The sequence below is a fragment of the Pseudomaricurvus alkylphenolicus genome (assembly GCF_011683955.1).
Lineage (GTDB): Bacteria > Pseudomonadota > Gammaproteobacteria > Pseudomonadales > Cellvibrionaceae > Pseudomaricurvus > Pseudomaricurvus alkylphenolicus.
The window spans coordinates 80756-96162 of sequence record NZ_JAAQPI010000017.1; the positions used below are offsets into that span (position 1 = coordinate 80756).

15 protein-coding genes are annotated in these 15407 nt (G+C 55.8%); 10 read left to right on the plus strand and 5 right to left on the minus strand.

All coding sequences use genetic code 11. The features are described from left to right. Positions 1-67: 67 nt before the first annotated feature. Positions 68-493 (minus strand): hypothetical protein, encoded by a 426-nt coding sequence (locus HBA55_RS30465; RefSeq protein WP_166999322.1) that lies wholly within the window; start codon positions 491-493, stop codon positions 68-70. A gap of 251 nt (positions 494-744) precedes the next feature. Here HBA55_RS30465 and HBA55_RS30470 point away from each other — a divergent pair, with 251 nt between their 5' ends. Next, complete coding sequence (locus tag HBA55_RS30470) at positions 745-1080, plus strand: hypothetical protein (RefSeq protein ID WP_166999324.1); 336 nt, start codon at positions 745-747, stop codon at positions 1078-1080. Between the two features lie 115 nt (positions 1081-1195). Further along, positions 1196-2995, plus strand: a complete 1800-nt coding sequence (locus tag HBA55_RS30475; protein WP_166999325.1) for an ABCB family ABC transporter ATP-binding protein/permease — start codon at positions 1196-1198, stop codon at positions 2993-2995. A 51-nt stretch (positions 2996-3046) separates the two neighbouring features. On the opposite strand, the gene tal is transcribed toward HBA55_RS30475, so the two are convergent. After that, a complete protein-coding gene (tal, locus tag HBA55_RS30480) occupies positions 3047-3982 on the minus strand; it encodes a transaldolase (protein WP_166999328.1) in 936 nt (311 codons plus the stop codon). A gap of 145 nt (positions 3983-4127) precedes the next feature. Here tal and HBA55_RS30485 point away from each other — a divergent pair, with 145 nt between their 5' ends. The 3 genes from HBA55_RS30485 (at position 4128) to HBA55_RS30495 (ending at position 7685) form a co-directional block, all read left to right on the plus strand. Further along, the gene (locus HBA55_RS30485) at positions 4128-4478 is read left to right on the plus strand and encodes a DUF4156 domain-containing protein (RefSeq protein ID WP_166999330.1); all 351 of its coding nucleotides are present in this window, start codon (positions 4128-4130) and stop codon (positions 4476-4478) included. Between the two features lie 32 nt (positions 4479-4510). Further along, on the plus strand, positions 4511-7051 hold the full coding sequence (locus HBA55_RS30490) for a DNA polymerase II (protein WP_166999332.1): 2541 nt from the start codon (positions 4511-4513) through the stop codon (positions 7049-7051). Positions 7052-7424: 373 nt separating this feature from the next. Next, complete coding sequence (locus HBA55_RS30495; RefSeq protein ID WP_166999335.1) at positions 7425-7685, plus strand: DUF4404 family protein; 261 nt, start codon at positions 7425-7427, stop codon at positions 7683-7685. A 64-nt stretch (positions 7686-7749) separates the two neighbouring features. Here the strand turns inward: HBA55_RS30495 and HBA55_RS30500 are convergent, their stop codons facing one another. The 3 genes from HBA55_RS30500 to HBA55_RS30510 are packed head-to-tail and all read right to left on the minus strand — an operon-like array spanning position 7750 to position 9430. Then, positions 7750-8127 carry a sirohydrochlorin chelatase gene (locus HBA55_RS30500; protein ID WP_166999338.1) on the minus strand — a complete coding sequence of 126 codons (378 nt, stop codon included), beginning with the start codon at positions 8125-8127 and terminating at the stop codon, positions 7750-7752. Positions 8128-8186: 59 nt separating this feature from the next. After that, on the minus strand, positions 8187-8927 hold the full coding sequence (locus HBA55_RS30505; protein WP_166999341.1) for a tRNA-uridine aminocarboxypropyltransferase: 741 nt from the start codon (positions 8925-8927) through the stop codon (positions 8187-8189). After that, positions 8924-9430 (minus strand): MaoC/PaaZ C-terminal domain-containing protein, encoded by a 507-nt coding sequence (locus tag HBA55_RS30510; protein ID WP_166999344.1) that lies wholly within the window; start codon positions 9428-9430, stop codon positions 8924-8926. Before HBA55_RS30510 ends, HBA55_RS30505 begins: the two co-directional genes overlap by 4 nt. A gap of 175 nt (positions 9431-9605) precedes the next feature. Here HBA55_RS30510 and HBA55_RS30515 point away from each other — a divergent pair, with 175 nt between their 5' ends. From HBA55_RS30515 to HBA55_RS30535, 5 genes are all read left to right on the plus strand, one after another. After that, entirely contained in the window at positions 9606-10814 is a 1209-nt protein-coding gene (locus tag HBA55_RS30515; RefSeq protein ID WP_338109489.1) for an iron-containing alcohol dehydrogenase, read from the plus strand. A 128-nt stretch (positions 10815-10942) separates the two neighbouring features. Next, positions 10943-11485 (plus strand): (2Fe-2S)-binding protein, encoded by a 543-nt coding sequence (locus HBA55_RS30520; RefSeq protein WP_166999347.1) that lies wholly within the window; start codon positions 10943-10945, stop codon positions 11483-11485. Further along, on the plus strand, positions 11482-13689 hold the full coding sequence (locus HBA55_RS30525; RefSeq protein ID WP_166999350.1) for a xanthine dehydrogenase family protein molybdopterin-binding subunit: 2208 nt from the start codon (positions 11482-11484) through the stop codon (positions 13687-13689). The genes HBA55_RS30520 and HBA55_RS30525 overlap by 4 nt, the downstream gene beginning before the upstream one ends. Positions 13690-13810: 121 nt before the next feature. Further along, a complete protein-coding gene (locus HBA55_RS30530; RefSeq protein WP_166999354.1) occupies positions 13811-14779 on the plus strand; it encodes an XdhC family protein in 969 nt (322 codons plus the stop codon). Next, positions 14776-15396 carry a nucleotidyltransferase family protein gene (locus HBA55_RS30535; RefSeq protein ID WP_166999357.1) on the plus strand — a complete coding sequence of 207 codons (621 nt, stop codon included), beginning with the start codon at positions 14776-14778 and terminating at the stop codon, positions 15394-15396. Before HBA55_RS30530 ends, HBA55_RS30535 begins: the two co-directional genes overlap by 4 nt. Positions 15397-15407: the final 11 nt, after the last annotated feature.

Consider the following 15407-nt stretch of genomic DNA (forward strand, 5'->3'; position numbering starts at 1 on the left):
GGAATTCGAGAACAGAGACCTGTCCAGATTACGGTATTGAGTGTCTCAGACCACGGCACGCCTTCATTCAGCGGTTATATACGTCCGGTTCTACGTCGGGCGAGTCTTCGGTGTAGTTCAACTTAAGTGCAAAATCCTGGCGTTTTCCCAGGTAGATAATGACGCCACTGCGACCCTGTTCCAGATTCTTGACCACCTCAAAGCGTTGTTTTTGCTCCACAGGGCGTCGCACTTTGGTAATGATCTCCGGCTGACCGAGCACCACTACTTCTTCGATATCGGAGTCGTCCTGGGCGGGGATAGAGACTTTGATCTTGACAACTTTGCCGTCCTCAATGTGCTCCACTGACTCAATTCGGGCGCCCAGGGCCCTCCCTTGGTGGCCGACCTTGGGTTTCAGCACGTCGGTTTCCAGTGCAGTGGCTGTCTGCGCCTGGCTGAAGGCTGTAAACACTATTGCAGCCAAGGCCGCTATAAGACTCCCAAATCTCACCGTGTTATCTCCCGTGGGTCAAGGTCTGATAACCAGTATAGCAGCCGATCAAAAGGCTCCAGGCAGGGCTTCGGGGGTAAAAGCACAGGTTTCAAGCTAAAAACCCGGTTAACTTATAGACAAATGGTCTAAATGCCAATCGCAAAGCTTGCTTACACTTTCTAAGGATGGGCTTCACTAAGGCGAATTGGGGGTGGGGCCATAGACCAGCGCCTGTTTCGGGGCGCGATTTCATTAGCGAGGACCGTGTCATGCCCAGCATCACCTTTCGTTTTACCACCGAGTGCGAAATGACCTTGGAAGGAGGCAGCTACGAGGAAATCTATCTGCGCTTCAAGGATTTTCACCACGGTGTTCAGCAAGTGCAGAGTGAGGCCAGAATCAGCGTCTGCCCACCGGAATCTGATCAGGTCTTTTTTGCCCTGGATGGCGACAGCACACTTTATGAAATTCCCTACTTCAAGGGCAGCTTCGAGGCGGATATCGCCAAAAACTGTGAGGGCCAGTCCCTCAAGGTGGACAAGACCCGGCGCGGGCCCTTTATCTCTACTCAGGTAGCCGACCAAATCCCCGACGTCTACTGGTAATTCCAAGCGCGGCCCGCTTTATCGGGTACCGCGATTGAGAGTAATATTCAAATAGACGCTGACAGCCAATGGGCGTTAGCATGGGCACCCGTTTACAGCAAATTCAGCCCTTCCCATGCGCAGTATGAAAACAGACGTCGCCTATGGCGACGTCAACTGGTCGACCCTGAAAACCCTGATTCCCTTCCTGACTGAATTCAAGACCCGCATGGGTCTGGCGCTGTTGTGCCTGGTGATGGCCAAGCTCGCAAGCGTCGGCTTACCATTTATTCTCAAGCATATTGTCGATGACCTGGATCAAAGCAGTGAGGTGGGCACGGCGTTGGCCATCCCGCTGGGCCTGCTGTTGGCCTATGGTACCGTGCGCTTCTCCAATGTGTTATTTGGTGAGCTCCGCGATACCTTATTTGGGCGCATCACCGAACGAGCCATGCGCCGGGTTGGATTGAAGGTGTTCCGGCATTTGCATGCACTGGATCTGGATTTCCACCTCAATCGTCGCACCGGTGGCCTCTCCCGCGATATTGAACGGGGCACGAATGGCATCGCCTTTCTGCTGCGGTTTATGGTGTTCAATATCGTACCCACCTTGCTGGAAATCGTCATGGTGATCGGTCTGCTGGTGTGGAACTATTCCGTGTGGTTTGGGGTGATTGTGGCGCTGGCGGTGGTTGCCTATGTTGCCTACTCGGTGGTGGCGACTGAATGGCGTACACGATTTGTACGTCAGGCCAATCAGGCGGAATCCCAAACCAGTACCCGCTCGGTCGATAGCTTACTGAACTACGAGACCGTCAAATACTTCACTAACGAGAAGCACGAAGCAGAGCACTACGATCGGGAGCTGCAAGACTGGGAAAAGGCCAGGCGAATGAATCGTTTGTCGGTGTTTGCGCTCAATGGCGGTCAGTCTTTTGTGATTGCCGTTTCCATGACCGCAGCGATGGTATTGGCGGCCCACGAAGTGACCAATCAGCGCATGACCTTGGGTGACTTCGTTCTGATTAACGCATTTATGATGCAGATTTTTATGCCCCTGAACTTTCTCGGCTTTGTGTATCGGGAGATGAAGGGCTCGATGGCCAATATCGAAAGCATGTTTGGGTTGCTGAAAGTGGAACCCAAGGTCACGGATATTGCGGACGCGCCGGAGCTGCAGGTTCGTGAAGGAGCCATTGAATTCGAACAGGTACAGTTCGGCTACCATACGGATCGCAGTATCCTTAACGGTGTCAGCTTCAGCGTACCTGCGCGGCACAAGGTGGCGGTTGTCGGCAGCAGCGGTGCGGGCAAGTCGACGCTGGCAAAAATGTTGTTTCGTTTTTACGATGCCGATAAAGGCAGGGTGTTGATCGATGGCCAGGATGTCAGCCAGGTCACTCAACACTCGCTGCGCGGTGCCATCGGTGTCGTGCCACAAGACACGGTGTTGTTTAATACCTCGATTTTTGAAAACGTGCGCTATGGCCGCGTCGACGCCAGCGACGAAGAGGTTTGGGAGGCTATTCGTCTGGCGCATCTTGCAGATTTTATTCGCCAGCTACCGAAGGGCGAGGAGACGGTTGTCGGTGAGCGGGGGCTGAAATTGTCCGGCGGTGAAAAACAGCGGGTGGCGATTGCGCGGACTATTTTGAAGCGCCCGCCCATTATTGTCTTTGATGAGGCCACCTCGTCCCTCGACAGTCACTCTGAGCAAAGTATCCTGAAAGCGATTGAAGAAATTTCCCGGGAGCAAACCAGCCTGGTGATCGCCCATCGGCTATCCACGATTGTCGATGCGGATAATATTGTTGTGCTGGATCAGGGACGGGTTGTGGAACAGGGCAATCACGAAGCGCTGCTGGCCCGCGGTGGACACTATGCCCATCTCTGGGAATTGCAACAGCAAGAGCCGCTGTTGCCGGAAGAAGTCTGAGGTACCCATCGACCCGCTACGGGCACCTCCTCTGCATTGACGCGACGAGGGTTAACTCGTCGCCAGCAAACGCTCCAGGTTTTCCTGATCCTTGATGAAATTGCGAATGCCTTCGGCCAGTTTTTCGGTGGCCATGGCACTGTTGTTCATGGCCAGTCGGAAGTGGGCTTCGTCAAAGCTCTCCTTCGGCTGAGCTTCTCCGGTATTGCCCGCAGACAGGCGTTGCGCCAGTTCACCCTGATCTTCCTCGAGTTCGTGCAACAACTGTGGGCTGATGGTCAGTCGATCGCAGCCGGCCAGGCCTTCAATTTCCCCGGTATTGCGGAAGCTGGCACCCATCACAATGGTGTTGTAGCCATGCTGTTTGTAGTAGTTATAAATCCGGGTGACGGAGAGCACACCGGGATCGGTTTCTGAGGTGTATTCCTTGACATCGGTATTGGCCTTGTACCAGTCCAGAATGCGGCCGACAAAGGGCGAAATCAGGGTCACACCCGCTTCGGCGCAAGCCACGGCCTGGGTAAAGTCAAACAGCAGGGTCAGGTTGCAGTTGATGCCTTCTTTTTCCAGCACTTCGGCAGCGCGGATACCTTCCCAGGTGGAGGCGATCTTGATCAGAATGCGCGAACGCTCCACACCGGAGGCCTCGTAGAGTTCGATCAGGTGGCGGGCCTTGTTGATGCTGGCCTCAGTGTCAAAGGAGAGACGGGCGTCCACCTCTGTGGATACGCGGCCGGGCACCAATTGCACAATTTCACGACCGATGGCCACGGCGAGATGGTCTGCGGCCAGACCTATGTCACCCCCCCCGGCCTGACGGGCTTCGTCCAGCAGATGCTGGTACTGGGGCATTTGGGCAGCCTTATACAGCAGGGAAGGGTTAGTGGTGGCATCCAGGGGCTTGAAGCGGGCGATCGCCTCGATGTCGCCGGTATCGGCAACCACGTCGGTAATGGCTTTCAGCTGTTCCAGCTTGCTGATGGTCATGGCAGGTGTATTCCTTCTGGGTCGATCAAATTTGCGGCAATCATTAAAGCATGTAACGCCTGACAGGGGTAGTGATCCCGCTTGGGGGATTATGTAGAATGCTGCGACATTACTATGACTATACGATGAGCAAACAGGAGAAGACATGCGGTTTTTGAAGGGGTTGCCGTACATTAAACCGACTATTCTGGTCGCGACGGGTATGATGATGTCCGCCTGTGCCTCCATTTTGCCTGCGCCAGGATCAGAGAAACTGCTGGTCAAGAGCGCGGAAGAGGTTATCCACTGCCAGTTTCTGGGGTGGTCTACGGGTCATACTCAGGACAAAATCTCGGTTTTTCCACGCAATGCTGAACGTGTACAAAAGGAGATTCTGATTCTGGCCCGCAATGAGGCGCTGGAAATGGAGACCAATGTGCCGCCCAATGCCCTGGTTATCGAGACCAATGTCGCTGCCGGCTCACGGACTTTTGGAGTTTACCACTGCCCGGAGTAACGGGCCTTGCCGAGCATTGATGTTGTTTGCAGATGTCTGAAACTGGTGTGTTGATCAATCCCGATTCGCTGCAGGGTTTTATTCTGACCCGACAGTGGGAGGATGTAGCGTTTAAAACACCATTCGGGCGCTTGCGCCAGCTGCAGATGACCTTGTGGTTGATCTCCGACCGGGGGCCCGTAAAGGTGGTTGTGGAGGGGCAGACCGCCGTTTTCTTTTTACCCGCTGAAGATCTTTCGTCAGCCAGCGCCGTGCTTGATCGCTCCCTGGGGAAATCCGCAGCCCACCCCTCAGTGACTCCGGTCTGGGAGGCGCGAGCTCTGGATTTAAAGGATTTCCGCCATCGACCTGTCGTCGGTTTGTACTTTCGTGAGCAGCGAACACTCTATAAAGCCAGGGATGCGCTTAAACGTCAGGGGTTTGAGCCACTGGAAGCCGATATACATCCCACAGACCGTTACCTGATGGAGCGGTTTGTCACCGGCGCAATTCAACTGCAGGGTAACCTCGAAAACAAAGACTCCTATCTACAGGCAAATAACCCTCGTCTCGCCCCCGCAGAATTCCAACCTTATTACCGTGTTCTGTCGCTCGACATTGAGACCGACATGCGTGCCGAGCAACTCTACAGCATTGGTGCCGTGGTAACCGAGACCAAAACACCAGCGGCTGAACCGCAGCGGCGAGTGTTTATGGTGGGCGAGGGCGAACCGCCTGCGAGTCATCCATACCTGCATTATGTTGATGATGAACGGCAGTTGTTGAATCAGTTTCTGTCCTGGTTCCAGCAAATGGACCCGGATGTCATCATCGGTTGGAACGTCATTAATTTTGACCTGCGGGCGTTGCAGCGTAAGGCGGATGAGTTGCGGGTGCCGTTTGTTTTTGGCCGTGACGGGCAACGAATTGACTGGCGTCAATCCCGCGGTGACGATGATCATTACACGTTGCTGGTGCCCGGCCGCCTGGTGATGGACGGCATTGATACGCTCCGTTCAGCCACATACAACTTCGAAAGTTTTTCATTGGAGTCTGTGGCTCGGGAGTTGTTGCAACGGGGCAAGCTCAGTGAGGATGTGGACCATCGTGGCGAGGCGATCACCGAGCAATTCCTGCATGACAAACCGGCACTGGCGGCATATAACCTGGAAGATTGCCAGCTGGTCTGGGATATTTTTGTCAAAGCCCGTCTGATCGATTTTGGCGTGGAGAGAGCGCGTTTGACAGGCTTGGCGATGGATCGCTTCGGTGGTTCGGTGGCGTCGTTTGATAACCGTTATCTTCCCCGTCTGCATCGACAGGGTTTTGTGGCTCCTGCTCTGCCGGAGAATCCGGTGGGGGTCGGCAGCCCCGGTGGTTATGTGATGGATTCACTGCCCGGGTTTTATAACCATGTGCTGGTGCTGGATTTTAAGTCGCTGTACCCGAGTATCATCCGCACCTTTCAGATTGACCCTTTGGCGCGAGTGTGTGGCTGGGAGCATGAGCGTTTGAAGGGACTGGAGCGTGAGCCCCATTGGGACAGGCATGAAACCGCAGAGGTGGACCGCGAGTTGTTGGCGCCGGGCTTTAATGGCGCGGTGTTTTTAAAGGAGCGCGCGCTGCTGCCTAATATTATCGGTGAGTTGTGGGCGGCGCGGGATCAGGCCAAACGCCTGGGCAATGGGGCGATGTCTCAGGCGATCAAGATCATCATGAATTCGTTTTACGGTGTGTTGGGCACACCGGGATGTCGCTTCTTTGATTACCGGTTGCCAAGTTCGATTACGCTGCGTGGGCATCAGATTTTGACGCGCTCGCGGGAGTTGATTGAAGAGCAGGGGCATCGGGTGATTTATGGGGATACGGATTCTGTGTTTGTGTGTCTGGCGGGTGTGGATCAGTTGAGTCCGCCAGAGATTGATCAGGTCGGCCAGCAGTTGGCGGAGAATTTGAATCGGTGGTGGCGGGATTTTTTGCTGGCCGAGTATCAGTTAGAGAGTTTTCTGGAAATCGAGTTTGAGACCCACTATAGCCGTTTTGTGATGCCGACAATTCGTGGTGCGGATACGGGCAGTAAGAAGCGTTATTCGGGGTTGGTGGAGAAGGCGGGAGTTGAGCCGGAGTTGGTGTTTAAGGGCCTGGAGGCGGTACGAACGGATTGGACGCCGCTGGCGCGGGAGTTTCAGCGGGAGTTGTATCGGCGGGTGTTTTTTGATGAGCCTTACCGGGAGTATCTGCTGGGGTTGTTGCAGGAGATTCGTGACGGTGAGCACGACGGTGAATTGTTTTATCGCAAGCGGCTGCGGCGGCATTTGGAGGATTATGTGCGTAATGTTCCGCCCCATGTGCAGGCAGCGCGTAAGGCGGATGAATGGCTTGAGAGAGAGGGGCTGCCGCAGCGATATAAACGGGGTTCCTGGGTACAGTATGCGTTGACAGTGAATGGACCTGAGCCGCTGGAGCATTTGCAGTCGCCGCTGGATTATGAGTTGTTGATTGAGCGGCAAATTGTGCCGATTGCCGACGGGATTTTGCAGTTTCTGGGGACCTCGTTTGAGGAGATTGCGGATCAGCAGTTGGGGTTGTTTTAGTAGGTCCCGGGTATGTGCCACTACCGGCAGCTGGGGGGTGCCTTAACCGGGCGCCTTCAGCGCTCCTCTTTTACGCTCCGAAAACACTCCCTCCAGCCGCCCTCACTCTGAGGTTCGCTGAGTGCATTGCCTCATTGGTTGGGTGGGATGACTGGGAGTTGGTTGATCTGGATCAGCGTTGGTGCCGACAATTTTAGCGATGCTGTTAGCTGGAGGCCTTATAAACTCTGATTTATGTCTATTTTTCATTAAAAATTGATTCTGTTGCTGCCTTTCGGCGCAAGTGCATAGCAGGTTCATGGGCTATAACTACTAGGCACACGTAAGAAATCTATGCCGCGCCCAGCCCCTGAGCGTAGGCAGGGAGGTGACAATGACTGAAGATCAACTCAGGGCATCGATTGCTGAGGTCCGGGCGCTGATGCATACAGCTCTGGATAGCAAGGAGAAGGATTTGCTCGGGGATATTATGGAATCCATCAGCAGGGGACACGCTGAGGAACATTCTCAGGATCATGCCGATACCATCAGCCAGCAGTTGGATACGAAAGCCGTGGAGTTTGAATCCAAGCACCCAAAGCTGGCTCGAGCCATTAGGGAGGTGATGGACTCGTTAAACAAAATGGGGGTCTAGGAGGCTCTCTAAGTCAGTCCGTACCTTTTTCCCACAAAGGTACGGGCGCGCTTCACCTGAAGGGTCAGTCTTTTTGGGCGAATATGTGGCCCAACACCAAGTCAGCCAGTCCTTGGCTGCGTCCAAAGTATTCTAGTAATCGAATGTTTTTCTCCGGCATGGCTTCCATCACTTCGGCCACTTGTTGGGGGATGTCTTTTTCGACGTGTCGGCCACAGTTGAAGAACAATGGGTAGACGTCGATGGCTTCGATATGTTCGGGCAGTGCCTGGCAGGCCTGCAGCAGGGTCGGCGGTGCTTGCTCGAGCAAGGCCGGGCGGCAGTGGTCGTAGTCATCGCTGGTGTGGTCGATGGTTTCGACCAGGGCGAAGAATTCCTGGTTGGCGCTGTCGCGGCGGCTGCCGTGGGCCATGATGATCAGGGCACGGTGTTGTGGGTTCATGGCAAGTTTTTGGGCCGGAGTTGTCGATGGGGACTGGGTAAAGTTTATCCTATTACGTGTCAGGCGGGCGAATGGTTCAGGCGCCGGTTCATTTTCATGGCGACATAGTGTTCAGTAAATCGACTGAAGTATTCAAGCAAGGCCACGGCCTGGAGGTCGGCTTTGCAGCTGGCCAGGGCGAGCGCTGTGGCCTCAGCCGTGGAGAGGTGCCCATTTGCTGCGGCTTTTCGTAAAGGGTAATGGCCGAGTGGGAATTGATGGATCGAAGAGGATTTGAGGTTTGCCATCAGTGGGGCAAGGTCCAATAGGGGCGTCGTTTGCAACCATTTTGCCTGGGCGAACATTTTGCGGGCCTGCTTCCAGGTGCCGTCCAGAATAATCAGGGTCAGCTTTTTGTCAGTGGTTCTGATGCAGCTGTCGACCAGGTCTCGCGGGCGCTGTGGGTCTGGAGGAAATACGACCCCGCATTGTCGATTGGGGTCGTTGAGAATGTCCAATAATGCCGTGTCGGGATCGATGCGGTCCCACAGGAATGCCCGGGTGTGGGCCGGGAACAGGTCTGCGATCAGGCGCCCACTATTGGTGGGTTTGTAGACTTCGTCGCGATGCATGATCAAGACAACGTCAACGGGATTGGCCTGTGGCCGGCGATAGTCGCAGATGCAGGTGTAATGTCCGAGCATGCAGGCAGGGCAGCGCTTAACGTCAACGCCGCGGGCATTGAATTTGCGGGTTGAGTTTTGTTCGCAGTAATGGCGCAGCTGGTCTACAGCGTGCGCAGGAAAGCGACGTGGCGTCATGTGAGTGTATCTGTGCAGTGTTCTGAGAGTGTCTCCTCACTGTCGCAAGGATGCTTATTCAGCATGACGGTCGCTTCGAGGGAGGCGACTTTGGCGCCTTCCTGGTCAAGCACTTCCGCCCGATACTGCATGATGCCCCGGTCCCGGTTTTTCACGTCGGTCATACATTTCAGCACCGTTATTCTGGCGCTCAGGGTTTGGTCGGGCAATACGGGTTTCAAGAAACGCAGCTTGTCGACACCCATGCCAGCAACAACGGCGGTGCGGCAGTAGAGTTGATCGACGGTCAGGCGCTGCAGGATAGCGAAAGTCTGAATGCCACTGGCGCAAAGGCAGCCTATGGGGCTGTCTATGGCCTTCCCGGGGTCGATGTGAAACGGTTGGGGGTCGTAGCGGCGGGCGAATTCGATCAGCTCTTCCTGGCTCAGGTAGTAGTTACCAAGCTGGTGGGTGTCGCCGGGCTTAAAGTCGTTCCAATAGAGGATGTCGGAAGCGTTGGTCATGGGTTCAGGTTCTGCGTCTCGGGGGCGCCATTGTAAGGAATCGTTCCATTGCGGGTAAATAGCGATGCATATTTGGCGCGCAATGATAAATGACTGGCCGTTTGACACCCGATCATCAGAGCAGTTATGGCTAGAATCGGGGGGAGGTAGTCACAAGGTTTTCCGGGAGGAAGTGGTGTTTTCAGTTCAGGTTGTGTTTTTTAAGCTTTTGATGCTGGTCATGAAGGTGGTGTTGAAATTTATTCCCGATGCCCGCCCTACGGTGTTTTCCGGCGAGGGGTCAGCGGTGAAGCTGGCGCAAACCATCGGTCACTTTGGCCATAAAAAGGTGTTGGTGGTAACAGACGCCATGCTGGTAAAGCTGGGAGTGATCGATCCTGTGATTGAAGGTTTGAAAGCCCGGGGAATCGAGCCGGTGATTTATGACGGTATTCAGCCGGACCCCACCTTTAGTGTGGTGGAAGAGGGCTTGAAGCGGCTGCGCAGCGAAGGCTGCGACTCGGTGCTGGCCATAGGCGGGGGCTCTTCCATGGATGCCGCCAAGGTGATGGCTTTGGCGGCCAGCAATCAGCGCCCACCCCAGGATTTTGAGGGCAAGTTTGTGGCGAAGAAGCCGGCTCTGCCGCTGTTTGCCATACCCACTACCGCGGGTACCGGCTCTGAGGTGACGGCCGCTGCGGTGATTTCGGATACCGAGGAAAACGCCAAAAAGCTGGTGATGGATCCCAAAATTGTACCTTTGGCTGCGGCACTGGATCCTACTTTGATGGCGGGCCTGCCACCACAGATTACGGCAGCCACGGGTATGGATGCGCTTACCCATGCCATTGAAGCCTATATCTCGCGTCTGGCCACAGACGAAACTGATGCCTATGCCCGCGCGGCGACGCGGATGATTATCAATAATCTGGAAACGGCCTATGAAGATGGCGGCAATATGGCCGCGCGGGAGGCGATGGCTCTGGGTTCCTTTTACGCCGGAATGGCGTTTACCCGCGCTTTTGTGGGTTATGTGCATGCCATAGCGCATCAATTTGGTGGCCTCTACCACACGCCCCATGGCTTGGCTAACGCGGTGGTATTACCCCATGTGCTTGAGTATTCCAAGGACCATATCAACAGCCGACTGGCAGATCTGGCGCTGGAGTGCGAGCTGGGGCAACCCGGAGAGTCGGAGTCGCAACTTGCCCAGAAATTTATCGATAAGGTGTGGGCGATGAATCAGGCGATGGGTATTCCCAGAACCCTGGATGCGCTAAAAAGGGAAGACATTCCAACCATCACCAAGGCAGCGTTGTTTGAGGCGCATTTTACCTATCCTGTACCCAAATATATGGATAAGCAGCAGTGCCAGACGCTGCTCAATAATCTGCTGACCGCCTGATTTTTTGCACGAATGTACAAAAATGTTTAGAAGGGTTAATTCAGGTGCGATCACCCGCCTCCCGGCGCTAAGCTAGCGACTTACAGTTTGTCTCGCTCCATTCGGAGTGAGTCGCCGGGAGACCCTTCATGATCCGCTTTCGACTTAACGGTGAGACCGTCACCACCGACGCGCCTGCCGACACCCCGTTGCTGTGGGTGATTCGCGAATACTTTCAACTGACCGGCTCCAAGTTTGGTTGCGGCAAAGGCCTGTGCGGCGCCTGCACCATGCATATGAACGGCAATGCGGTGCGCACCTGCGTGTTGCCGGTTGCAGCGGTTGCCGATGCCGAGATCACGACTATTGAGGGCCTGGGCCAGCCCGACAATCTCCATATCGTGCAGCAGGCCTGGGTCCACCACAATGTGCCCCAATGTGGCTACTGTCAGCCGGGTCAGATTATGTCGGCCAGCGCATTGCTGGCACAGAACCCCAATCCCAGCGACGAAGACATCGATCAGTTTATGAGTGGCAATATCTGCCGCTGTGGTACCTACCCCCGTATCAAATCGGCTATTAAGGCTGCTGCCAAAGCGCAATCGAGCGGCGTGGTGTTATTCGACCCCAATCAGCCTGTCAGTGCGGCTGCCAATGCCGAGAGCAATGCAATGTCCGGAGGTGCCGCATGAGCAAGGCGATCAGCAGCAATCGACGTGATTTTCTCAAGATGATGGGGATCACCGGTGGCGGTCTGGTGCTCGGTGTTCCCTTGAGTGGCTGTGCCAGTGCCCAATCCCGGTTCCCCTATGCCGCTGAGGATGCCTGGCAGGCTGACGCGTTTTTGCAGGTGACGCCTTCCAACCAGGTGCGTTTCTTTGTGCCTCAGGCGGAGATGGGGCAGGGCGTGAATATGGGTCTGACGACCCTGATCGCCGAAGAGTTGAATATGGATCCGGCGACTATTGAAGTGCGAACGGCCGGCATCCACAAAGACTACGGTGTGCCCGGTTACGGAATACAGGTGACCGGCGGCAGTGCCAGTATCCGGGTACGCTATGAGCCACTGCGTCAGTCGGCGGCACAAGTGCGGGAGTTATTACTGCAGGCGGCCTCTTTGCGTTGGGGCGTGAGCAAAAACCAACTGTCCATGGCCGACGCTAAAATCAGCAGCGGTGATCGCACAGAAGGTATTGGTGCCTTTGTGGTGGATGCGGCGGAATTACCGGCACCGGAATCCGTTGAGCTGAAGCCAGACTCGGAACTGCGCTGGATAGGGCGAGACCGTGGGCCTCGAATTGATGCCCTCGCCAAGGCCACCGGCACGGCCGATTTTGGGATTGACGCCAAGATACCGGGCATGAAAAAAGCGGCCTTGTTGCGCAGTCCGGTTGCGGGCGGCAAGGTGCTGTCTTTTGCATTGAACGGCGCGGACCAACAAGCCGGTGTTCACAAAGTGGTTGAGATTTTTAACGGCGTGGCGGTGGTGGCGGAACACTACTGGCAGGCCCGCAAGGCGCTGGAGCAAATCGAGGTCAAGTGGGAGCTGCCGGCACTGAGTTCGGTGTCCTCAGACGCCCTGGGTGAGACCATGGCGGAGGCACTTAACGAGGAGGGGCAGGAGGCGCACAAGCAGGGTGAAGGTGCCAAAGCTCTGAGGGAGGCGGCCAGCACCCTCAGTGCCCGCTACGAGGCACCGTTTTTGGCACACGCCACCATGGAACCGATGAACTGTACGGTGCATATGCAGGGCGACAGGGCGGAAGCCTGGGTGCCGACCCAGGCCCCGGATCTGGCCGGTAACCTGGTTTCTGAGTATGGCGGCATTGACCGTGACAAGGTGCAGGTACACAGCACCTATTTGGGCGGCGGCTTTGGGCGCCGCGCTTTTCACGATTTTGTTGCAGAAGCCACCGCTATTGCCCGCAAGGTGAAGGTGCCGGTGCAACTGACCTGGAGTCGGGAAGACGATACCCGCAATGACTATTACCGCCCGGCGGCGACGGTGGATCTGGCCGCAGGCCTGGATGAACAGGGGCAGTTGCAAACCTGGAGCGCCAAGCGTGCCGGCGCCAATATCATGCCCTATATGCTGGATCAAAACGCCGGCGCTCTGCTGCCGGAATTTCTGCCTGATGGCATGGTCGACTGGGTCAGCAAGCGTGGCTACGGCTTGTTCAAAAACTGGTTGGTGGACCCTTCCAGTGTCGAGGGTCTCTATGAAGACTATGACGTGCCCAATAAAGAAGTTCGCCACGTCACGGTGGATGTCGGCATTCGCACCGGTTACTGGCGATCGGTTGGGCATTCCTTTACCGGGTTCTTTAAAGAATCCTTTATGGACGAACTCGCCCACGCCAGTGAACAGGATCCTCTGGCATTTCGCTTGCGTCATCTGCCGGCCGATTCGCGTCTGCGTAAAGTACTGGAAGCAGCGGCGCAAAAGGCGGGCTGGGGTCAGCCCAAAAACGGCCGTTTCCTGGGGATTGCCGCGCAAGAGAGTTTTGAGAGTTTTGTCGCCGAAGTGGCCGAGGTCTCAGTGGAAAACGGGCAGATTCGAGTGCACAAGGTCACCTGCGCAGTGGACTGCGGCAAGGTGATCAACCCGGATATCGTTCGCAGCCAGATGGAAAGCGGCGTTAATTTTGGTCTGACAGCGGCGCTCTACGGTGAAATCACTTTTGCCAATGGTGAAGTGCAACAGAGCAACTTCCACGACTACCCGATGTTGCGAATGAATGAGTCTCCCGAAATCGACGTTGTATTGATTGATAGCGATGAGCATCCCACCGGGGTGGGCGAGCCAGGTTTGCCTCCAATCGCGCCGGCAGTTGCCAACGCGGTCTTTGCCGCCACGGGAACACGCTTGCGTTCCATGCCTTTGCGCTTGAGTTAAGCCCGCCGTTGTTGGCAGCACCCGCGGCGTTCGGCCACATCAACAATGGGGAGGCAGGGCTTGAAACCCGTCGTCCCTGCACTCATATTGGGTGTAAGCCAACAAAAGCAGAGGTTTGAAAGTGCAGACTACCCAGCTGGAAGTATTGCAGGCGGCATTGGAGGGTCTCAACCGGGGCGTCAAGGTGACGTTGGTTTCGGTGGCCCAGACCTGGGGTACGTCGCCGAGACCGGTGGGGTCGCTGCTGGTGGTTTGCAGCGATGGGCATTTTGCCGGCTCAGTGTCCGGTGGTTGTGTTGAGGAAGATCTGTTTGAACGATTGATTGAATCGCCCCCGACCCAACCCGAGGTCACCCTCTACGGCGAGACCGAAGAAGAGCGACACCGTTTTGGCCTGCCCTGTGGCGGCACTCTGGCACTGATACTGGAACCCTTCTCGGATGTTGCCGTGGTTCAGGCATTGATTGATGCCCTGCATCAGCGCCGCACCCTGACACGCACACTGTGCATTGAGACGGGCGATATTCAGTTGGGTGACTCGCAGGACGAAGATATCGCTCATCTGACCGAGACTCACTGGGTCAATATCTTTGGTCCGGTGTGGCGTTTGCTGATTATTGGTGCCGGGCAAACCTCCAGTTATCTGGCGGAGATGGCCAATGCTTTGGGCTACCGGGTACTGATCAGCGACCCCCGCCCTGAATATCGGCAGGATTGGTCGGTGGCGGATACGGAATTGCTGGAAGGCTATCCCGACGATGTGGTGCGCGCTGTCAATCCCGATCGTCGTACCGCCATTGTGGCCCTGACCCATGACCCCAAGCTTGATGACCTGGCGTTGCTCGACGGACTGCGGTCAGAGGCGTTTTATGTGGGGGCGTTGGGTTCTCTGCGAACCACGGAAAACCGTCGTCAGCGTTTAAAAGAGCACTTCGAATTTACGGACGAGGAACTGGACCGACTCCGAGGACCGGTGGGGCTGCCCATTGGCAGTAAAGCGCCACCAGAAATCGCCTTGGCGGTTTTGGCCGAACTGACGGCATTGCGCAACGGTATCGATATCAAAGCGCAGCTGCAATCCCAATCATGATCGCCGGAATTCTGTTGGCGGCGGGGCGGGGCAGTCGCTTTGGCGGTGACAAACTGCTGGCGCCGCTGGCTGACGGTCGCACGATGATTGAGCATTCAGCGGAGCGTTTTTTTGGCGCATTTGACAACGCCGTGTGCGTGGTCAGGCCGCAGGACGAGGTACTGCAAACGCTGCTGGATCAAAGCGGCTACCCTTGGATAGTCGCCGAGCGTGCCCATGAGGGTATGAGCCAGAGTCTTGTCGCCGGCGTTGCTCATTGGCCGCATGCCGATGGTTGGATGGTGGGACTGGCGGATATGCCGACGATAGAGACTGAAACAATCGTAAGCCTGCGACAGCAGCTGCAGAAGCCGATCTCCACGGATGATTCAGCAACAATAATCGTGCCTTGGTTCCAGCAATCCCAGGTCCGGAAACGTGGCCACCCTGTAGGCTTTTCCCATCACTTTCGCGAGGAGCTTTTGGCGCTTCAAGGTGATGAAGGCGCCCGCTCAATTTTGAAATCCCACGGGGATTGCCGGGTGGATGTGGAGTGTTGGGATCCCGGCATTCTGCAGGATGTGGATCTTCCTGAGGATATCGTCAGACTCAATTCTCAGGTTTCGCGGCAGAATTGATGACCAGGGTT